Source organism: Halomonas sp. McD50-4 (assembly GCF_022348135.1).
Taxonomy (GTDB): domain Bacteria; phylum Pseudomonadota; class Gammaproteobacteria; order Pseudomonadales; family Halomonadaceae; genus Vreelandella; species Vreelandella piezotolerans.
Window position 1 is genome coordinate 345,106 of the sequence record NZ_JAKRFG010000001.1, and the last position, 21,130, is coordinate 366,235.

The 21,130-nt window shown below is 56.8% G+C and carries 21 protein-coding genes; 1 reads left to right on the top strand and 20 read right to left on the bottom strand.

The window, feature by feature from the left end; translation table 11 throughout:
• Positions 1-29: 29 nt before the first annotated feature.
• From nrdE to MHM85_RS01675, 6 genes are all read right to left on the bottom strand, one after another.
• Positions 30-2,135 carry a class 1b ribonucleoside-diphosphate reductase subunit alpha gene (gene nrdE / locus MHM85_RS01650; RefSeq protein WP_343218324.1) on the bottom strand — a complete coding sequence of 702 codons (2,106 nt, stop codon included), beginning with the start codon at positions 2,133-2,135 and terminating at the stop codon, positions 30-32.
• A 56-nt stretch (positions 2,136-2,191) separates the two neighbouring features.
• Positions 2,192-2,641, bottom strand: coding sequence for a class Ib ribonucleoside-diphosphate reductase assembly flavoprotein NrdI (gene nrdI / locus MHM85_RS01655; protein WP_139527266.1), 450 nt, complete (start codon positions 2,639-2,641; stop codon positions 2,192-2,194).
• Positions 2,642-2,650: 9 nt separating this feature from the next.
• Complete coding sequence (gene nrdH / locus MHM85_RS01660; RefSeq protein WP_219861072.1) at positions 2,651-2,872, bottom strand: glutaredoxin-like protein NrdH; 222 nt, start codon at positions 2,870-2,872, stop codon at positions 2,651-2,653.
• 252 nt (positions 2,873-3,124) lie between these two features.
• Complete coding sequence (locus tag MHM85_RS01665) at positions 3,125-3,736, bottom strand: superoxide dismutase (protein ID WP_139527264.1); 612 nt, start codon at positions 3,734-3,736, stop codon at positions 3,125-3,127.
• A 215-nt stretch (positions 3,737-3,951) separates the two neighbouring features.
• Positions 3,952-4,878: an FAD-binding protein gene (locus MHM85_RS01670; RefSeq protein ID WP_239283926.1), complete on the bottom strand. Its 927-nt coding sequence runs from the start codon at positions 4,876-4,878 to the stop codon at positions 3,952-3,954.
• A gap of 14 nt (positions 4,879-4,892) precedes the next feature.
• Entirely contained in the window at positions 4,893-5,642 is a 750-nt protein-coding gene (locus MHM85_RS01675; RefSeq protein ID WP_219861074.1) for an electron transfer flavoprotein subunit beta/FixA family protein, read from the bottom strand.
• A gap of 376 nt (positions 5,643-6,018) precedes the next feature.
• Here MHM85_RS01675 and MHM85_RS01680 point away from each other — a divergent pair, with 376 nt between their 5' ends.
• A complete protein-coding gene (locus MHM85_RS01680) occupies positions 6,019-7,683 on the top strand; it encodes an electron transfer flavoprotein-ubiquinone oxidoreductase (RefSeq protein WP_239283937.1) in 1,665 nt (554 codons plus the stop codon).
• A gap of 66 nt (positions 7,684-7,749) precedes the next feature.
• Here MHM85_RS01680 and MHM85_RS01685 read toward each other — a convergent pair whose 3' ends face one another.
• From MHM85_RS01685 to fabG, 14 genes are all read right to left on the bottom strand, one after another.
• Positions 7,750-9,258: a GGDEF domain-containing protein gene (locus MHM85_RS01685; protein ID WP_239283948.1), complete on the bottom strand. Its 1,509-nt coding sequence runs from the start codon at positions 9,256-9,258 to the stop codon at positions 7,750-7,752.
• Positions 9,251-9,676, bottom strand: a complete 426-nt coding sequence (locus MHM85_RS01690; RefSeq protein ID WP_139527236.1) for a phosphate ABC transporter substrate-binding protein — start codon at positions 9,674-9,676, stop codon at positions 9,251-9,253. The genes MHM85_RS01685 and MHM85_RS01690 overlap by 8 nt, the downstream gene beginning before the upstream one ends.
• Before the next feature lie 11 nt (positions 9,677-9,687).
• Positions 9,688-10,917 carry a porin gene (locus MHM85_RS01695; RefSeq protein WP_139527235.1) on the bottom strand — a complete coding sequence of 410 codons (1,230 nt, stop codon included), beginning with the start codon at positions 10,915-10,917 and terminating at the stop codon, positions 9,688-9,690.
• Between the two features lie 137 nt (positions 10,918-11,054).
• Positions 11,055-13,253: an ATP-dependent helicase gene (locus tag MHM85_RS01700; protein WP_139527234.1), complete on the bottom strand. Its 2,199-nt coding sequence runs from the start codon at positions 13,251-13,253 to the stop codon at positions 11,055-11,057.
• A complete protein-coding gene (locus MHM85_RS01705; protein ID WP_139527233.1) occupies positions 13,250-13,810 on the bottom strand; it encodes a DUF1285 domain-containing protein in 561 nt (186 codons plus the stop codon). The genes MHM85_RS01700 and MHM85_RS01705 overlap by 4 nt, the downstream gene beginning before the upstream one ends.
• 26 nt (positions 13,811-13,836) lie before the next feature.
• Entirely contained in the window at positions 13,837-14,670 is an 834-nt protein-coding gene (locus MHM85_RS01710) for a TatD family hydrolase (protein WP_139527232.1), read from the bottom strand.
• A 35-nt stretch (positions 14,671-14,705) separates the two neighbouring features.
• Positions 14,706-15,041: a PilZ domain-containing protein gene (locus MHM85_RS01715; protein ID WP_139527231.1), complete on the bottom strand. Its 336-nt coding sequence runs from the start codon at positions 15,039-15,041 to the stop codon at positions 14,706-14,708.
• A gap of 23 nt (positions 15,042-15,064) precedes the next feature.
• Positions 15,065-16,048: a DNA polymerase III subunit delta' gene (locus MHM85_RS01720; protein ID WP_139527230.1), complete on the bottom strand. Its 984-nt coding sequence runs from the start codon at positions 16,046-16,048 to the stop codon at positions 15,065-15,067.
• Entirely contained in the window at positions 16,039-16,692 is a 654-nt protein-coding gene (tmk, locus tag MHM85_RS01725; RefSeq protein WP_139527229.1) for a dTMP kinase, read from the bottom strand. Before tmk ends, MHM85_RS01720 begins: the two co-directional genes overlap by 10 nt.
• A gap of 48 nt (positions 16,693-16,740) precedes the next feature.
• Positions 16,741-17,745 (bottom strand): endolytic transglycosylase MltG, encoded by a 1,005-nt coding sequence (gene mltG / locus MHM85_RS01730; RefSeq protein WP_139527228.1) that lies wholly within the window; start codon positions 17,743-17,745, stop codon positions 16,741-16,743.
• Positions 17,746-17,775: 30 nt separating this feature from the next.
• Entirely contained in the window at positions 17,776-18,585 is an 810-nt protein-coding gene (pabC, locus tag MHM85_RS01735; protein ID WP_139527227.1) for an aminodeoxychorismate lyase, read from the bottom strand.
• Between the two features lie 6 nt (positions 18,586-18,591).
• Positions 18,592-19,830 carry a beta-ketoacyl-ACP synthase II gene (gene fabF, locus MHM85_RS01740; RefSeq protein ID WP_139527226.1) on the bottom strand — a complete coding sequence of 413 codons (1,239 nt, stop codon included), beginning with the start codon at positions 19,828-19,830 and terminating at the stop codon, positions 18,592-18,594.
• Positions 19,831-20,024: 194 nt separating this feature from the next.
• Complete coding sequence (gene acpP, locus MHM85_RS01745; protein ID WP_008956801.1) at positions 20,025-20,258, bottom strand: acyl carrier protein; 234 nt, start codon at positions 20,256-20,258, stop codon at positions 20,025-20,027.
• A 124-nt stretch (positions 20,259-20,382) separates the two neighbouring features.
• Positions 20,383-21,126, bottom strand: a complete 744-nt coding sequence (gene fabG, locus MHM85_RS01750) for a 3-oxoacyl-ACP reductase FabG (RefSeq protein WP_139527225.1) — start codon at positions 21,124-21,126, stop codon at positions 20,383-20,385.
• Positions 21,127-21,130 lie beyond the last annotated feature (4 nt).

Here is a 21,130-nt window from a genome sequence, read left to right on the forward strand (position 1 = left end):
ACAAACATCATCTTAAAAGCGTTACCCGTTCAAAGCGTGCAGGAGACGCAGCCTTCCACCTCGGTGCCTTCTAAAGCACTTTGACGTAGACGGATGTAATAAAGCGTCTTGATGCCTTTACGCCAAGCGTAAATTTGCGCCTTGTTGATATCCCGCGTGGTGGCCGTATCCGGGAAGAACAGTGTCAACGAGAGGCCTTGGTCCACGTGCTTGGACGCTTCTGCGTAAGTATCGATGATTTTTTCAGGGCCGATTTCGTAGGCATCCTGGAAGTAGTCGAAGTTCTCTTCGTTCAAGAAAGGTGCCGGGTAGTAAACGCGACCCAATTTGCCCTCTTTGCGAATTTCAATCTTCGCCGCCACCGGATGAATGCTCGACGTGGAGTGATTGATGTAAGAGATAGAACCGGTCGGCGGTACCGCTTGCAGGTTACGGTTGTACAGTCCGTGCGCCATCACCGAGGCTTTGAGCGACTGCCAGTCGTCTTGCGTAGGCAGTGCAATGCCGCTGCGCTCGAAGAGATGACGCACTTTCTCGGTACGCGGGAGCCACGCCTGATCGGTGTACTTGTCGAAGAAGGTACCCGACGCATAGGTGGAGTCTTCAAAACCAGCAAAGGTCTCGCCATGCTCAATGGCCAGTCGATTCGACGCGCGAAGCGCATGGAACGCCACGCTATAGAAGTACAGGTTGGTGAAATCCAACCCCTCTTCTGAACCGTAGTAGATATGCTCGCGGGCCAGGAAACCATGCAGGTTCATCTGACCAAGGCCGATGGCGCGAGATTTGGCATTACCTTCAGCGATAGAGGGAACGCTACGCAAGTTGCTCATTTCAGACACAGCGGTGAGGCCACGAATGGCGATCTCGACACTGGTCCCGATATCGCCAGAATCCATCACCTTGGCTATGTTCATCGACCCGAGGTTACAGGAGATATCCTGCCCTACCTGACGGTAGCCGAGATCGTCATCGTACTCGGTGGGCGTATTGACCTGCAGAATCTCAGAGCAGAGATTACTCATGTTGATACGACCCGCAATCGGGTTGGCGCGGTTGACCGTATCTTCGAACATGATGTACGGGTAACCAGACTCGAACTGCAGTTCAGCCAGGGCTTGGAAGAAGGCGCGCGCATTGATCTTATGTTTACGAATGCGCGCATCAGCCACCATTTCATGGTACTTCTCGGTCACGCTGATATCGCCAAACGGTACGCCGTAGACGCGCTCGACGTCGTAAGGCGAGAAGAGGTACATATCGTCGTTGCGCTTGGCCAGCTCGAAGGTGATGTCAGGAATAGTCACGCCCAGTGATAGCGTTTTGATACGGATTTTCTCGTCCGCGTTTTCACGCTTGGTGTCCAGAAAGCGCAAAATATCCGGGTGGTGAGCGTTGAGATAGACCGCCCCGGCCCCCTGACGAGCGCCCAGCTGGTTAGCGTAAGAGAAGGCGTCTTCGAGCAATTTCATGATCGGGATAATGCCCGATGACTGATTCTCGATACGCTTGATCGGCGCGCCGGATTCGCGAATGTTGCTGAGCAGGAAAGCCACGCCGCCGCCACGCTTGGAGAGCTGCAGCGCAGAGTTGATGGAGCGCCCGATGGACTCCATGTTGTCTTCGATGCGCAGCAAGAAGCAAGAGACCAGCTCGCCCCGCTGACGCTTACCGCAGTTCAGAAAGGTGGGAGTCGCGGGCTGGAAACGACCGCTAATGATCTCGTCGACTAGCGACTTGGCCAGCGCTTCGTCGCCGCGAGCCAAGGTCAGCGCCACCATGCAGACGCGGTCTTCATACCGCTCGAGGTAGCGCTTGCCGTCGAAGGTTTTGAGCGTGTAGCTGGTGTAGTACTTGAACGCACCCAGGAAGCTCGGGAAGCGGAATTTATACGCATACGCTTGCTCGAACAGCGCTTTGACGAACGCGAAGCTGTACTGCGCCAGCACGTCGGCTTCGTAGTACTGCTCTTCCACCAGATAATCCAACTTCTCTTCTAAAGAGTGGAAGAACACCGTGTTCTGATTGACATGCTGAAGGAAGTACTGACGCGCCGCTTCGCGATCCTTGTCCAACTGCAGCTCGCCGTTGGCACCGTACAGGTTCAACATCGCATTCAGCGCATGGTAATCCAGCGTGCGCGCCTCGGTGGCTCCCGCAGCAGGGCGTTGATCTGCCGAGTTTTTTGCAGCTACGTTCTTAGAGACTGAGCTTGACGTTTCCAAAACTCTTCTACTCCTTTGCGGACCTTGGCGACATCGTCATCGGTGCCAAATAATTCAAAACGATAAAGCAGTGGCACCTGGCACTTTTGGGCAATAATTCGACCCGCCAAACCGTATGCGTCACCAAAATTAGTATTACCAGCAGCAATGACACCCCGTATAAGGTGTCGATTGTGCGCGTCATTTAAAAACTGAATTACCTGCTTTGGCACGGCCCCGTTGGCCGAACCACCCCCATAGGTGGGGGTGATCAATATATAGGGCTGCTCGATGCGTGGCGTAGGGGCTTCACGATTTAACGGTAGCCGCTGTGCACCCAAACCAAGCTTTTCTATGAAACGATGGGTATTGCCTGACTTGGTGGAAAAATAGACCAGCGTACCTGCCTGATTGGCTTCCACGTCAGCCGTGTGCATGGGTGACGATTACGCCAGCGCTTGAATGCGATCCGGGCGGAAGCCCGACCAGTGCTCTTCACCAACCACGACGACCGGTAGTTGACGATAGCCAAGCGCTTCGACTTCTTCTTGTGCGCCCGATTCAGCGGTAATGTCGATGACGGTGTAGTCGAGACCCTGCTTATCCAGCGCGCGATACGTAGCGGTGCACTGGACGCAGGCAGGCTTGCTATAAATTTGGATTTCCATGGCTATTTTTCCTTTTCATAGCGGCAGTTTTCAGGTAGTGCGCAGCGCTTGCCCTACCTCTCTAACAGTCACCACGCATACTATATATAGACCAAGAGAAAATCAATTCAAGCATATATAGTATTTTTTCATCCACAGGTTATTGACAGCTCATGCCCAGCGCTATACCCAGGCACAAAAAAACCGCCCCCTGACCAGGGGACGGTTTTAGGCGATGTAAAGCGCTTACATCGCGCTCACTAAGCGTGAGTCTTAGGCGGTGGCGGCTTGGTAACGACGCTCGACATCGTCCCAGTTCACCACATTGAAGAAGGCATCGACGTAGTCGGGGCGCTTGTTCTGGAACTTCAGGTAGTAAGCGTGCTCCCAAACGTCCAGACCGAGTACGGGCGTGTTGCCGTGCATCAACGGGCTATCTTGGTTGAGGGTATTTTCGACGACTAGTTTTTTCTCAGGCGTGACGGACAACCATGCCCAGCCGCTGCCGAAACGGCCCAACGCGGCTTTTTTGAAAGCGTCTTTAAATGCATCCAGGCCGCCCAGCTCGGCGTCTATGGCTTTGGCAACGTCACCATGCGGCTGGCCGCCACCGTTGGGCGACATCATTTGCCAAAACATGGAGTGATTCGCGTGCCCACCACCGTTATTGATAACGGCTTGACGTTTTTCTTCGGGTACGCGGTCCAGATTGGAGATCAGCTCTTCCACTGGCACATCTTCAAGGCCAGTACCTTCCAACGCACCATTCAGGTTGGTGACATAGGTATTGTGGTGGCGAGAGTGGTGAATTTCCATCGTCATCGCATCGATGTTCGGCTCGAGTGCATCGTAGGCGTACGGCAGTTCAGGAAGGGTATGTGCCATGCTATCTTCTCCTTGAGTGGCTTCTGTTGCGTTCACTACAGTAGGTGTGGTCTTACTTCACCCTTTTCAACCACCGCCACGGCAATTTTTTACCATGGGCGGCAAATCTTTGTCCCAGTACCTTAGTCAACTATTGTCAGTTTATCGAACCCGCCCGCAATAAAAAAGCCGACTTCTGACGAAGTCGGCTTTTGCTAGGCAAGCAGTTCAATGGCTTATAACTTGCTTTCCAGCTCCGGCAGAATCTCGAACAGATCCCCTACCAGGCCGTAATCGGCCACCTGGAAGATCGGCGCTTCGTCGTCTTTGTTGATCGCGACGATCACCTTGGAGTCTTTCATGCCCGCCAGGTGCTGAATCGCACCGGATATACCCACCGCAATATAAAGCTCAGGCGCGACGATCTTACCGGTTTGGCCCACCTGCATGTCGTTGGGCACGAAGCCAGCATCCACCGCCGCACGGGACGCGCCAATGGCCGCGCCCAGCTTGTCGGCAATGCCGTCGAGCAGTTTGAAGTTCTCGCCGTTGCCCATGCCGCGGCCGCCGGAGATCACCACCTTGGCACCGCCGAGTTCGGGGCGGTCGCTCTGCGCCAGCTCTTGCTTGACGAAGCGCGATTGGGCGTTGTCGACGACCACGTCCACCGCTTCTACCGTGGCGCTACCGCCACTTCCCACTGCGTCGAAGGCAGTGGTACGCACGGTGATCACTTTCAGCGCGTCGTCGCTTTTCACCGTCGCGATGGCGTTTCCGGCGTAGATCGGACGCAGGAAAGTATCGGCGCTGTCGACGCCAATCACGTCCGATAGCTGGCTGACGTCTCTCAGCGCCGCTAGGCGCGGCAGGACGTTCTTACCCGTGGTGGAGGCGCTGGCCAGTACGTGGGTATAGTCGCCCGCCAGCTCCACCAGCAGCGCGCCCATGGGCTCGGCGAGCTGGTGGGCGTACACGGCGTTGTCCGCCACGCGCACTTTGCTCACACCGTCGAGCTGGGCGGCCGCGTCGGCGGCGGCCTGGACGCCTTCACCGGCCACCAGCACGTCGATGTCGCCCCCAATGGCTTGGGCCGCTGCGACGACGTGGGCGGTGGCGCCCGCTAACTGACCTTCATGCAGGTCGGCAAGTACCAGAATGCTCATGAGATCAGCTCCTTTTAAAGCACTTTGGCTTCGTTTTTCAGTTTGTCGATCAGCTCGTCCACCGAGGCGACTTTGATACCGCCTTTGCGCTCGGCGGGGGATTCCACTTTGAGCAGCGTGACCTTGGAAGCCACCTCGACGCCGTAGTCGGCGGGGGTTTTGACATCCAGCGGCTTTTTCTTGGCCTTCATGATGTCCGGCAGTTTGGCGTAGCGCGGCTCGTTGAGGCGTAGGTCGGTGGTGACGATGGCGGGCAGCGTGAGGGCAACGGTTTGCAGGCCGCCGTCGATTTCGCGGGTGACGTTCACCTTGTCGCCGTCTACGGCCACTTCTGAGGCGAACGTGCCTTGCGGCAGGTTGGTCAGCGCGGCGAGCATCTGGCCGGTTTGATTGTTGTCGGTGTCGATGGCCTGCTTGCCGAGAATCACCAAACCGGGCTGCTCGTCGTCCACGACTTTGGCCAGCAGCTTGGCCACCGCCAGCGATTCGGCGCGCTCGTCGGTTTCAATGTGGATGGCGCGGTCGGCCCCTAGCGCCAGCGCGGTGCGCAGCTGCTCTTGGGCGGCCTTGGGGCCGACCGTGACGGCCACGACGTCGGTGGCCACGCCCTTCTCTTTCAGGCGCACCGCCTCTTCCACGGCAATTTCGCAGAAGGGATTCATGGCCATTTTGACGTTGGTAAGGTCCACATCGGAATGGTCCGCTTTGACGCGGATTTTGACGTTGTAGTCGATGACGCGTTTCACCGCGACGAGTACTTTCATAGGTTCCTCGCTTGGCTCGTGATAGAGGCCGTTAACCCGAACATGCGCCGCCACTAACGGGGCAACGCTAAAAAATTCATGCAAGCGTTTGATAGGCTGGTAAATGAAAAACCCTATCAATTTGCCACAGCCTACCCACCATCAACAACTCTCCCTGCGTGCGGCCTTGGTCGTAGCCCATGGGAGTCACTTGCCTAATCAGTATGGATAAAGTGCGCATTTGCCATCGTAGGGGTGACCTGACACGGGTATTATGCCTATCATGGGAGATAACCAGAAGCAAACGACCGTTTTAAATTAAGGCCATCTTTTCATAAGCTAGTGCCTATTCACTAGCCCGACAACGATGGCGCTTGTGAGAATAAGGAGAAACCGGGTGGAAAACGTTGAGCGCGATGTAATGGACTTTGACGTTGTCGTCGTCGGCGCAGGCCCATCAGGCCTTGCAGCCGCTTGCCGCTTGATGCAACAAGCAAACGAAGCCGAGCAGGAACTCACCGTCTGTGTCGTCGAAAAAGGCTCGGAAGTGGGCGCCCACATTCTATCTGGCGCGGTCTTCGAACCCCGCGCACTGGCAGAGCTGTTTCCTGATTGGGAAGAGCGCGGCGCCCCTCTGACGACGCCCGCCGTTCGCGACGAGGTATATCTGCTCAAAGATGCCGAGAAAGCGCAGAAAATCCCCAATGCGCTCGTTCCCAAAAGCATGCACAACACTGGCGGCGATCTGACGCGCTACGTGATTAGTGCGGGCAACCTGTGCCGCTGGCTTGCGGAACAGGCGGAGTCGCTGGGCGTCGAGATTTTCCCTGGCTTTGCCGCCCAGGAAGTCATCATCGAAGAGGATGTCGTTCGCGGTATTTTGATTGGTGATATGGGCGTGGGTGCCGATGGCACGCCCAAAGATGGCCATATGCCTGGTATGGAGCTGCGCGCTAAGTACACGCTCTTTGCCGAGGGTGCGCGAGGCCACTTGGGCAAGCGACTGATCAACGACTTTTCTCTGAATGAAGGCCGCGATCCGCAGCACTACGGTATTGGCCTGAAAGAGCTGTGGGATGTGCCCGCCGACAAGCACGAACCTGGCCTAGTGGTGCACGGTTCCGGATGGCCGCTAGATAGCAACACCCACGGCGGCTGGTTCCTCTACCATGCAGAGAACCAGCAGGTCGTCGTTGGACTGATCATGGATCTTGGCTACCAAAACCCGTGGCTCTCCCCGTTCGATGAATTCCAACGTATGAAACATCATCCGGAGCTCAGCCAATACCTAGAAGGCGGGAAACGCGTCGCTTACGGCGCACGGGCCATTGCCAAAGGTGGGTTCAACTGCCTGCCGAAAATGACGTTCCCAGGTGGTCTGCTGATTGGCTGCGACGCGGGCACGCTAAACTTTGCCAAAATCAAAGGCCTGCATACCGCCATGAAATCGGGCATGGTGGCTGCCGAGAGCGTCTTCGAGGCCATCAAAGGGGGTGATGAAGGGGGACAAGAGCTCGCCAACTTCACCAGCAAGTGGGAAGCTAGCTGGGCCTACCAGGAGCTAAAAGAGAGTGCGAGCTTCGGACCCGCCATTCATAAATACGGTACGGTAGGTGGCGGTGCCTATAACTTCGTGAATCAACTTCTGGGCAATAAACTACCTAACGTCCATGATACGACGACCGATCATGGGGCGCTGAAGCCGGCCGCTGAGTTCGAGAAAATCGTCTACCCGAAGCCGGATGGCAAGCTATCGTTCGACAAATCCACGTCAGTGTTCTTGTCCAACACGAACCATGAAGAGGATCAGCCTTGCCACCTGCGTCTCGCAGACCCCGAGCTACCGATTCGCCATAACCTACCTAAATACGCCGAGCCCGCACAGCGCTACTGTCCGGCGGGCGTGTATGAAGTCGTCGAAGACGATCAAGGCCAGCCGCGTTTCCAGATCAACTTCCAAAACTGCGTGCACTGCAAGACTTGCGATATCAAGGACCCTGCCCAGAACATCACCTGGGTAGCACCAGAAGGTGGCGGCGGACCGAACTATCCCAATATGTAAGTCCACCTCGATTGTTGCTGCCCCTTCAAAGGGGCAGCATAAATGCCTCTGGCTACCTTCGCGCTCTTACACCGACCACCGCTCATGAAAATACGCGGTGTTCTTGCCCGCCTGCTTGGCGCGATACATGGCGGCATCAGCACGCTTCATCAACGTTTGCTCGTCGGCCCCATCATGGGGGAATAACGCCACGCCAATACTGACCGAAATCAAACACGTTTGCCCTTGTAAAGCGAAAGGCTCTTGTATAGCGGTCACCAGCTGTTCGGTAATTCGTGTCACAGGCTCTCGCTGGGTGATGTTTCTCAATAAAATAACGAATTCATCGCCCCCCAGCCGAGCAACGACATCATGTTCGCGCACCGAAGCCAGCAGCCTCTTAGCAACCAGCCGTAGCAACTTATCTCCCGCTTCATGGCCTTGGGTATCGTTGACGCTCTTGAAGCGGTCCAAATCCAAGAACAGCAAGGCAAAGCCTTCTTCTGACTCACGATGCTGCCCAATCGCTTGGTCCACCACATAGCTCAGGTAAGCTCGATTAGGTAGCTGGGTCAGGGTATCGTGAAACGCAAGGTGCTCGATATGGCGGGCGTGGCGCAGCCGTTCATCCATCACTCGCTGACGCTCTCGCTGCAACTGATGGCTAAGCCGCGCCAAGAGCCCAAGAAACATCAGGGCGGCGACACTCACAAACAGCGCGCGCAACCAGTAGCGACGCGCCATCGGGTAAGCACTCGCCAACTGCTCCTCCACCGAGATGCCTACCACGATGGACAGAGGAAAACGAAACAGCGGCCGGACCAAGGTCATTCTCTCGACCTCCATCCAATGCGTGAGGAAGGGCGTATCGTCGCTATTCATAATCTCGTCATAGGACGGCAACGCCATGATGGTGCGAGAGGTTAGCTGGGAGCCACTTCGGGCAATACGCGTGACGTTCCCAGCATCCACTAACGCGAGTAACCCGCGCTCCCCCAGTGACCCCGCATCATACCCACTGACGAAGTAGTCAGCACTGACGGTTAACGTCACCCACTCAGGGACGTTACTCTCATTGCTAAGCTTTCTAGCAAATAGCAGCTGTTGGCGCCCCGCCGCCGAAAACGCCTCGACCACTAACTCGGTTACATCTGGCAGCGTGGGAAAAGTGTCGCCCTGTGTGGCTAGCTCCCAAGGGCTCGTGCTCTCTTTTACCCTTCCTTGTCCATCAACGATGCTCACTGAAAAAATCAACCCGGGTGGCAGCAAGTTCCTCTCAGAAAGCGTGGTCAAGATATCTGAACGCTGCTGGGTAGCGACGAAATCGACGAGTTTCAAGGTGGCATCGATCTCTCGCAGCGATCTCAACACCCTAGCTTCGTAGGTATCTGCTATATCGCCGATCGAATGCTCGATTTGACGCCTGATCGCCGCTTGCTCACGACTGACCAAATAGTGGGTACTGCTTACGATGATCAGCACGATCAAAAGGCCGACCGTACCAAAAAGCACCAATGGTTCGGCTAATCGATCGCGCCACGAATGTACCCTATGCTGCGCGTCCAGGCGCAGCGATGGTCCTTTGAGGTTACTCAATCGTCACCACCCGCAACCGATCATCCAAATAACGGGCATCAATGTAGCCAAGGGCGCCGGGGTCGCGAGCGAGCCTCTCTACCACGGCCTGGCTATCGGCAAGCGTTTGAGGCGGCTGGCCTCGACCAGTAAAAATCAACCTCGCCCAATGGGCGCGCAACTGTGCCGGTGTCTTTTCGATGTAGCGACGATAAAACTCGTCTCGCTCACGTGACCGTTCGGATTGGTCGATAGGCGTTATCGCCGCCCCCCCTTGAAGCCGCGTTCGGCTGTCCAAATAAAGGTCTTTCAGCTCTTGACGCTGGATCCGAGTCAGTCCTGTCTCTGCAGATACCACCACGACCAAGTCAGCAACGCCTGCACAGGGAAGCAAGCCGAGCAGTAAACAACAGCATGCTTGAGATAGTCGCTTTGCCATTGTCACGCTCCTTAAAACACAAAGTCGAGCGCGAGGCTAAACAGATTTATATTGCCCCCTGGCTGGAAATTGGGCTGCTGATTGATCAGCCCGCCAGGGGAACCGGAGCGAAAATCGATATGGTCATATTGTGCCGTTAGCGCCATCCCCGGGCGAAAATCCCAACGCAAACCAAGGGTGCTGCTGTCTTGTGATAGCCCAGACGACAGCACGGCATTCAGCGTGCTGTTGAGCACCACGGCCGCCTCAGAAAAGGGAGAGGGATAAAATCCAGGGGTCAGTCCGGGCTCGGATCGATTGCTCAGAACACGGGCACGTCCGAGTGCCGCATAGGGGGTCCATTGGCCAATGCGATAGCCCGCCGTCAAGTGAGCGTTTTCACTACTGCCCAGGAGAGTCGACGAAGAAAACTTGGCCCACTCCCCCTCCACAAACCATGAACCGGGGTCGTAGTTGACGCCAAAGCTCAAAATGCGGATGGGTTTGCCATCGACTTCATAACGCTCGGCCAAGGTCTCTCCCGGAGGCCCAAAAAGCCGGTAAACATCGAAGAACTGGGTCAACTCATCGGCTTGTACACTGAGCTCGCCATAGCTGGCAAAAAGTGTCGTATTGCCACACCGCGTATGCTGAGAAAGGCCCCACGAGTCGGAAGAGTCGATATCTCCTGTCTCATACTCCACGCTACCGCCACCATAGCTCAGACGCACATCGTTGATCGCCTTACCCAAATAGTAGCGATAGCGAAGATCGACTCCATCGAAATTGGCGACGGGAACGAGACGATAAATCTCAGCAGGCGGTCTGATCCAAGGGGTAGCAAAACTCACTTTGCGGTACTCGGAATTCATGAAGCTTCCTTGCACCATGCGACCTACGCGAAAGCTTAACGACGGCGTCGCGTCATACTGAAGATAGGCCCACTCGATATCCGGCGAGTAGGAGCCATCGAAGCGTTTTTCGCTGACCACCTGAACGGTCGCGGAGAGGGAAGACGTCGCGGCAAGCGTCGTTTGAAGCCCCAATCGGCTATCAACTTCAGCACTCCACTCCCCGCTGAAACCCGCACCCGAGGAGGCGAACGGATCGGCCACGAAATCGGCATCAGCAATATCTGAATGCACGACACCTAGCGTGCCGAACCCATTCAGGCTAACGCTGGGCAGTGACGTGTCGGCCGATATAACGCCGCTGTAAACCGCAAGGGAAATGGCGCACGACCTGACAAACTGCCTTAGCATGCCGATTACCTGCTGGGTAAATGGTTAACTGCCAAGCATTTAATCGGCCAGACTAGACTAAGTCAAACGCCATTGAACCAATCGGTCCTGACAACAGTTAAAAGAGCCTCCTTGACAAGCTAAACGGAACGTCAACGCTAGCTTGCGGACTCCATGATCTCGATGGGCGCACGACGGGCAATCAAACGTCGCCGGCCGGCTTGGACAAAGCGAACGTCGATGACGGGGTCGGAGGGGTTGCCTTCGACGGCGGCCACTTCACCTTCGCCAAACACCGCATGTAGCAGCCGTTGACCAGGGTAGAAATGGCTGTGTACACGATAACCAGCCACGGTTTCGTTCACCTGAGGTGCCGCCAGGGCAATATCCTCGCGCCCGATCTTTTTCAAGTAGCGCTCGACCAAGCTTGGTGCATTCACCGCTACCGGGTCACTCGGTGGCTGGGCGTGTGCAAGATGCTCGGCAATGCGCATACCGTCTTGCCAGGCACTTTCAGCAATGAAGCGGCTTGGCTTGTGGACACCGCCATCGTGCAGAACGAGCAACTGCTCTTTGGCACGAGTAATGGCGACGTAAAATAGCCTTCGCTCCTCTTCCAATCGCTCGTCGCTCAGGGGGTTATCGTGACTGTAGTAAGGAAAGTCTTCTTCGTTGACCCCGGCCACCGCCACCAAAGGCCATTCGAGGCCTTTGGCACCGTGCACCGTACTGATCAATACGCCACCCGCCTGATTCTCCACGGGGCGCTCGAGCAGTTCGATGAACGCATCGGGGTCTTGTACACTCTCGGCCTGCTCGATCAGTACATCTAGCAGTCGTACGTCCTCCTCCCCCTTGTCGCGTCTCGCAGCGGCACGCTTCAACGTCTTTTCTGCATCGATAACCTCGACCACGTGACTGAGCAGTTTTGCCGGTGGCCAAGCACTCAGCCTCGGCAACTCACACAGCAATTCCCAGCGTTTTTTGAGGGTGCGCCGCTGAAGCGGTTTCAATGCGGCCAGCACGGGCTCATGGCGCTCCGGCCACTGCTGAGTACTCGCAAGCTGGTAGGCCAGGCGCTGCAAGCGCTCTCTGGCAACGAACGGGGTTGGCTGAGCTAATAACAGCAGCAACTGCTCGGGATCCTGTAACAGCTCTGGGCGCCTGGAGAGCTTCAGATAGCCCGCCAATGCCTGCACCAAAGGCAAGCGAAACACAAAGCGGTCTTCTCGCAACATTCGAAAGGGAATACCCGCCTGAAGCAGTGCGAGCTGGAACGGCACCGACAGTGCCCAACTGCGCACGAGCAGACTGGCATCGCTCAGAGCGCGCCCTTGCGATTGCCAATCGATCAGCGCATCCAGCAAAAAACGGCTGCCTTGACCTGCGTTGATGCGGGTCGCCGGGTTGCGAGCCCCTGCCAAGCAGAGCTGATCAGGCCGTCGGCGGTTGGCCATGATGGCGTGATTAGCCGTGAGCGCCAGCGCGTGCCCATGACGAAAGGTCATTGAGAGCGGATAGTCGGTGGCGTCACCAAACGTCGCGGTAAAGTTTTCCAGCATCGTATCAGGGCGTGCCCCCCGCCACTCGTATATGCACTGGTTGGCATCGCCCACCGCCATAACGCTCGCAGTGGAACCGGCCAGCACGGCGAGCAGTCGTTGCTGAACCGTATTGATGTCCTGATACTCATCGACGATCACGTGATCCAAAAACCCCTCGACGCGCTGGCGAAGTGCGTCATCGGCTTCCAGGGCCTGTACGGGACGGTAGAGTAGATCCGCATAGCTCATCACTCCTTCCGCCTCCAAAAGGCGTTCGGCCTCGGCGAAGGCAGCAGGAAAGTAATCGGTGTCAGGCTCGAACTGAAGCCGCTCGTAGAGGGTCTCGGCAGATAGCATTTCCGCCTTTACCAACCCGCAAAAATGCGCCAGTGCTTCCAGGCGGTCGCCCTCTAGCGCAGCGTCACGGCGCTCCAATTGGTCGGCCAGCACGTTCAAACTAGCCTGACGCAGCAAGCGCTCCATCTGCCACTCGGCAGAGAGTAACCGTCTAGGGGCCAGCGCCCCCCAACGGCACAAGCTTTGCGTCAGACGATGCCCCAGAGAGTGAAACGTGCGCACATCGGGCAGCGGTTGCCCATCTGGGGCCATGGTGGCCAGGCGCCGCTGGAAATCCTCTTTAGCAGAACGATTGAACATCAGCACCAGCATTCGCTTGGGAGCAACGCCGCTCGATAGCAGATGAAGTACTCGAGCGGCCATGGTCGTGGTCTTACCCGCTCCCGCCACGGCGGCAACACGAGCATGCCCTTCGCCATGGTGAACCACTGCTTGCTGTTCGGCCGTTAGCTTCACGGCGCCTCACTTGGCAAGCTATCGCTCCATTGACCAAGTGGATGCCAGCTTCCTGCACTATAGAGTCGGCAAACCGTTTGTCCACTTGCCGCTTCTTCGACGCGGGCTTGCTCCACTAAGCGATAGAACACGTTGCGGTGCAGCCGAGCTGCTAAGCCAAAGCGAATGGCACACTCGGGCGCTAAATCACCTTCAGGTGTCATCGACAGCGATAAGGGATGATCAGCGTCCAGGCGCACCACATCCTCGAACTGGGTGGTCAGCCACCAGGCGTCGTCGCGAAAATCGGCCTCGACGATCACTAATGGACGATCCTCGACGCTGACGCGCCAGCGCTCAGCGGGGGTCACCAGGCAATACCCTTCCGCATCCCGCCGCAAAAGACTGGCAAGCACCTTGGCAATCGCCGGGCGTGCGAAAGGCTTGCCTTCATGCAGCCAAGTGCCATCCGCCTGGATGCGTATGTCGATATCGCCCGTGAGCTCGGGCTGCCAAGTATCGACAGGGGGAATGGTCGCCGAGCCGCCGGATTGCTGAAGTAGCCGATCAATGTTCATTGCCATGCTCCCCAAAAGATAGCGCGTTACACTACCAGCCCAGATCGTGCCAGCGCCTCTTTCACATGGGCAGGCGCATCGGGCACGGCAGCCCGGAAAAGATGGTAGAAGTTCACCGTCGTCTGCATCGCAACTTCATCGACGCTGATGCCTCGTTCACGGGCAATACACTCAGCCACCTCGACGACCCACGCGGGCTCGTTGGGCTTTCCGCGATGGGGAACGGGTGCCAAATAGGGGCTGTCGGTTTCGATGAGCAGCCTATCCAGTGGAAGCTGGCGTGCCAGCGTACGCAGTGACACAGCGTTACGGAAGGTGATAATACCGGAAAGCGAAATGTAAAAACCCAGCCGCACGGCTTCCCGGGCCATCTCCAGATCTTCGGTGAAGCAGTGAATCACCCCCCCTACCTGAGGATTGCTGTGTTCCCGCAGCAGCGCCAACGTATCGTCTTTCGCCTCACGGGTATGGATGATCACCGGTAGCTCTAGTTCGCTTGCGGCCATTAGGTGCCGTTTGAAGCGCTCATGCTGGACGCTTAGCGGTACGCTCTCCTGGTAGTGATAATCCAGCCCGGTCTCGCCAATGGCCACCGCGCCATACTGCTCGGCAGCTTCGACGATCTCGTCCACGCTGGGTTCGTGCGCCGCCTGATACAGCGGGTGCAGACCGGCGGAGATCGCAACGTCAGGGTGCTCTCTGGCAATGGCGGCCAGCCCAGGCAGCTCCTCCAGCGTCGTCGAAATCGCGAGAAACTGGCTAACGTTCGCTTGACGCGCAGCGGCCAGGGTGGCTGCTACGTCGCCACCGTGGGTATGTTCCGATAAACGATCGAGATGGCAGTGAGAGTCGACAAACATGCAGGGCTCTTTGAGTGTATAGAAAAATCGCTGAATTAAAGCGTAAATGAAGGGGGCGCTTTATCGAGCTGGCCCGCCAACAGCGTCTCGATACGGTCGCGAACGGAGTAATCCTGCTGGCTGAAGTGAACGCCGATGCCCGGCATACGCCGACCGCTCACGCCTTCGGGAGATATCCAAATCACCTGTCCTGTCACCGAAAGACGCTCACTCTCCCCTGGCAGGGTCAGCAGCAGCATGACCGACTGCCCCAGGCTGTAGAGTGTTTTCGTCGGTACGAAAATCCCACCTCGGTCCAAAAAGGGCATGTAGGCGGACAACAGCGTTGGTACATCCGGTATCGTCAAAGAGAGCGCTTTTTGGGCAGCCATCACGACCTCGTTACAACCAGTGGTTAGGAGCGTAGCAGCGCAGACCAGCGAACTAGCCACGCTTCCAAAACGAGTTGGGGATTTGGGTTGGCCCCTACGGCGAACAAGCGGCGCTGCTCTCGGGCATAATCCAGCAGCCGGAACCAGTCTTGAACGCGACCGTTTTTTACCGCCTGTCGGTAGAGTGGCACCAAATCAGGATTGTGCAACACACTCTGCTCGCCGGAAAGCCCCAGACGAATCAAGTCCTCAAGCCAAGCGATACCGTACCATAAGATGGCATCGATCGCCTGGCGGTCCAACCTTGCTGCCTCGGATACCGGCTCTGCCCCGCGCACTAACTGCTCGAAACAGTCGTGAATTTGATGCCTCAGGGTACGCTCGTCGGGAGCGGCAAGCTCCACTGCCAAGAGCGGTAAACCACCGGAGACACGCCACCAAAAGTGCGCCTCATCACCTCCCAGATGCTGCGTCAGCCAGCCTTTACATGCCTCGAACGCTACGCTGGCCAGTGGCCACTGCTGACATCGTGAGCGAATGGTCGGCAACGTGCGAGACGGCACGTCCGAGAGCAGGATAAAGAGCGTTTTGTCGCCAGGCTCTTCCAAGCTTTTTAACAGCGCATTGGCCGCGGCAACGTTCATCGCTTCCGCCGGGGAAATGACAATGACGCGATAACCGCCCTGCTGCGCCGTTTGCGACACGAACCGATTCACATCGCGAATAGGGTCGATACGAATTTGACGCTTCCCCTCCTCCGGCGACACCCGCAGCAAGTCAGGGTGATAGCCTGACGCCAGCATGGCACAGCTATGACACTGCCCGCAGGCCTGCTCGCTTGGCGCTGCACACAACGCTCTGGCGATCAGCGCCTCCGCTAACTGCTGTTTGCCGACGCCGTGAGCACCGCTGATCAGCAGCGCATGGGGCAAACGTCCGCTATCGGCCAGACGCACCAACTGCTGCCAGGTCGAGTGGTGCCAGGGCAAGACGCCGGTTACTGCCATTGCGCAACCCGCTCTTCCAGCACACGACCCAGCACCATTTGAACGTCTTGCAGCGGCTGGGCCGCGTCAATGAGAGCAAAACGCTCCGGAGCAGATGCAGCTCTCTCAAGGTAAGCCTGGCGAACGTCCATGAAAAATTCGACACGCTCTTGCTCGAACCGGTCACGCTGCGTATTGAGATCGCGTAAACGCCCCTCTAGCCGCACTCTGGCAGCGTCAGGCGGCATATCGAGCAAAAGCGTCAAATCAGGAGAAAGCCCTTTCTGAACGAATGCTTCTAGCTGAGCAATTCGGTACGTATCGATACCTCGCCCACCGCCCTGATAGGCAAAGGTCGCATCGGTAAAACGGTCACAGACCACCCATGCGCCGCGCGCCAGGGCTGGCAGAATTTTCTCCGCCAAATGCTGTGCACGGGCGGCAAAGACGAGCAACAACTCCGCATCGACACTGAGCGGCTCGTTGGGCGCAGGGTCTAGCAACAGCTCGCGAATGGCCTCCGCGCGCGACGTGCCTCCCGGCTCCCGCGTGCGCACCACATCGATTCCACGCGATGTCAGCCACGCTTCGACGAACGCCACGTTGGTCGACTTACCGACCCCTTCACCGCCTTCCAGCGTGATGAAGCGCCCACGCTTACTCATTGCTGCCCCTTACTCAATTGATACGCCATCTTGGTCGATGGCAGCGATTTAACGATTACGAATATAGCGGTTGACGGCATTATTGTGCTCACGCAGGGTACGTGAAAAATGGTGGGTGCCATCTCCCCGCGACACAAAGTAGAGTGTTTCACCAGGTAGCGGATTCACCGCAGCTTCCAACGAGGCACGCCCTGGCATGGCGATGGGTGTCGGCGGCATACCATCGATCACGTACGTGTTGTAGGGAGTCGCTTCCCTCAGGTCGGCACGGGTAATCCGCCCTTCGTAGCGCTCGCCCATTCCATAAATGACCGTAGGGTCCGTTTGAAGACGCATGCCGCGCTCCATACGCCGCTTGAAAACGCCGGCAATTTCCCGACGCTCTTCCGGCGCTCCGGTTTCGCGTTCGATTAACGAGGCCATGATGAGTGCTTCGTAAGGAGACCCGATAGTGAGATCCTCATCCCGCTCTGCCCAGACCTCTTCCAAAATACGCTCCATCCGCTGCAGGGACTGACGCAAGATATCCACATCGCTCATGCCCAAATGGTAGCGATAGGTATCGGGAAAGAACCAACCTTCTGGATGAGCTCCCTCACGCCCCAAAAGCGTCATGATCGCTTCGTCACTCATGCCAGTCGTGCGATGCTCGAGCTTGGGGGCCGTATCGAGCAACGTGCGCATCTGGCGAAACGTCCAACCTTCCGGTACGGTCAACGAGTATGTCACCACGTTATTGCTGCCCAATAACGCAATGACATCCAGTCCGCTCATCCCGGGCATCAGCCGATACTCTCCCACCCGCAGTTGCGGCACCTGCTCTGGGTCGATACGAGCCAGCAGTTGATACGCCCAGACGTCTTTCAATACGCCTTGAGAAGCCAGGTCACGTACGACTTGATGAAATCCAGCACCCGCAGGCACTTGGTAAAGCGTGGGTTCCTCAACGACAATGGGTGCCGCAAGGCGCTGCTGCCAATAGGCATAGCCACCTAGCACGGCGGCAATCGCCAGCACTACCAATACCGCTAAGACGGCAAATAACCGTTTCACGTTGATACCTCGATCATGTTATGGGGTTGCCTACGATAGAAATGTACCTGGATAACCGAGCAGCCGATGCGCCGCGACTTGCAGCGGATCCGCCTTGAAGCGCGGCCACGCCGCTAGTCGACTGCCGTGGGCGTCGCGTAGCTCACGCACGGGCCAAACCCCTTGAACTGAATTACCGACCCAAAGCCGTTCCACGCTTGACAACGCTGCAGCGGACAAACGGCTTTCGTGGATGAGGCCCTCAGACAGCAAGGCAGCACGCAGGGTGCCCTCTACACCGCAACGATCAATGTAGGGCGTATACAAACGCCCTTCTGACGACCAGAACAGGTTCATACTGGTGGCCTCCACGACATTACTCGCTTGATCGGTCAGCAACCCTTCGGCGATGTCAGGCTCTTGCCACTCCTGACGCGCCAGCACGTTCTCTAGCCGATTGAGATGTTTGATCCCGGCCAGAAGCGGTTGATGCCCCAAACGCAGTTGACACATACGAACGCATACGCCCTCACGCCAGTGCGTTTCGTTTGTCGTAAAGGGCGTACGCCGAGTCATCAGCCGGGGCGCTACCTGGTTAGGAATCGCGTAGCCACGACCACCACTCCCACGGGTCAAAATGAGCTTGAGAACCTCGAGAGCGGCCCTAGGGGGGGCTTGCCACGCCTGAGACAGCTGCCGAGCAGACGGCAATGGAATATTCAAACGTTGGCAGCCCTTTGCCAACCGGGCGTGATGGTACTCCCACAGCACGGGCTGCCCATCACGTAGCAAGACGGTTTCGAATAGACCATCGCCATACGCCAGCCCGCGGTCATCGAAAGGCACCTGGGGCATCGGCATCAAGGCTTATACCTTTTTGAACAACAGCGAGCCGTTCGTGCCACCAAAACCAAACGAGTTCGACAGCGTTACATCGATACGCATGTCACGAGCGGTATGGGGGACGTAGTCGAGATTGCAGCCCTCCTGAGGGTTGTCCAGGTTGATGGTGGGCGGCGCAACCTGATCACGAATGGCCAGAATGCTGAAAACGGCTTCAACGGCGCCAGCAGCTCCCAGCAAGTGACCAATCATCGACTTGGTGGAGCTTACGGCCACGTGCTGAGCCGCATGACCCAACACTTTCTCGATCGCACGGCTCTCCGCCAAATCACCAGCCGCCGTCGACGTACCGTGAGCATTGATATAATGCACGGCCGATGGATCGATGGCGGCATCTTTGATCGCATTACTCATAGAGAGCGCCGCGCCACGGCCGTCCTCTGGAGGTGCCGTCATATGATAGGCATCATCACTCATTCCAAAGCCTGCAAGCTCCGCATAAATGTGGGCTCCACGTGCTTTGGCATGCTCGTACTCTTCTAACACCAACACGCCCGCACCATCCGAGAGCACGAAGCCATCGCGCTCGGCATCCCAAGGACGGCTTGCCGCTTCAGGGTCGTCATTGCGTGTGGAAAGCGCACGCGCCGCCGAGAAACCGCCCAAACCCAGCGGCGTCGTGGCCATTTCCGCACCGCCACAAATCATCACGTCTGCATCGCCGTAGGCGATGGTACGTGCGCTGTAGCCAATATTATGCGTACCGGTGGTGCATGCCGTCGTAATGGCAATATTCGGCCCTTTGAAGCCGTGCTGGATCGCCATGTTGCCCGAGATCATATTGATGATGGACCCCGGCACAAAGAACGGCGACACGCGGCGCGCGCCGCCTTTATTGAGCGCATTGTGGTTATGTTCAATCATTGGCAAGCCGCCGATGCCTGAACCGATAGCCACACCGATGCGCTCGGCGTTCTCGTCGTTACACTCTATGCCTGAATCCTGGATGGCCTGCGCACCGGCCGCCATGCCGTACTGAATGAACAGATCCATCTTGCGTGCATCTTTGGGGTTCAAGTAGGGGCTGATATCGAAATTCTTTACCGAACCACCAAAGCGTGTATTGAAGCCACTGGTATCGAAGTGCTCGATAGGCGCAATGCCACTTTTCCCCGCGACGATATTGGCCCACGACTCGTCTACGCTATTGCCCACTGGGGTCACCAGGCCTAACCCAGTTACCACTACCCTTCTTCGCGCCATCAGCTTTCCTCCAGGCATCCATGGTGACACGACCCATCTGGGTCATTTGCTGCAGAAATTTGGTGACTAGTATAACGGAGTTTGAACGTTATATTCATTGAGAGCGTAAAGCAAAAAAGCCGTCCCCTATCAGGACGGCTTTTTTAATACGGGCGGGAGACACCCCACCCTGGCTCTTCGCGATGATCGCGCCCTTACTGGTGGGCGTTTACGTAGTCGATCGCTTCTTGAACCGTGGTGATTTTTTCGGCTTCTTCGTCAGGAATTTCAGTATCGAATTCCTCTTCCAATGCCATCACCAGTTCAACGGTGTCCAGAGAGTCGGCACCCAGGTCTTCAGTGAAAGAAGAGCTGTTCTGGATGTCTTCTTCTTTAACGTTCAGGCGCTCTGCCACTACTTTTTTTACGCGCTCTTCAATAGTACTCATCAACGTACTCCAGTCGTTCACATTAGCCGTTATAGATAACCAGCTATTTGGAAACCGCAAGCCAAAAGCTGCGGGGTAGTTTATAGACGCCCTTAGGTTGACGCAACCGCCAAACCCAAGGCCATCAACGCATATTCATACCGCCATTCACGTGCAGCGTTTCACCAGTGATATACCCTGCAGCGTCACTCGTCAAAAAGCCAACGGCAGCAGCAATCTCTTCTGGCCCGCCCAGACGTGCCAAAGGAATCTGTTTCAGCAACATGTCGTGCTGTGCTTCGGGCAGCGATTCAGTCATATCAGTGGCGATAAAACCCGGCGCAACGGCATTGACCGTGATGGCACGTGACGCCACCTCGCGCGCAAGTGCACGACTAAAGCCCTCCATGCCAGCCTTGGCCGCTGCATAGTTCGCTTGACCCAAGTTACCCATGGTCGCGACGACCGAACTGATCGATACGATTCGACCAAAGCGCGCCTTGGTCATGCCACGCAGGCAAGCCTTGCTCACACGGTAGACGGATTTGAGGTTGGTATCCATCACGGAATCCCACTCCTCCTCTTTCATCCGCATGAGGAGGTTATCACGGGTAATCCCTGCATTGTTAACCAAAATCGTGGGAGCCCCAAAACGCTCACCGATCGTCTTTAACACCTCATCGATGCTCGCCTGATCGGTGACGTTCAGGCACATGCCTGCGCCTTCAATGCCATTGGCTTTCAAATCGGCATCGATTTTCTCAGCACCAGCGTCGCTAGTGGCCGTACCGATGACGATACGGCCCTGACGACCAAGCTCGTGAGCAATGGCACGACCAATGCCGCGACTTGCTCCCGTTACTAGGGCGACACGTTTCTCTTGCGTCATAACA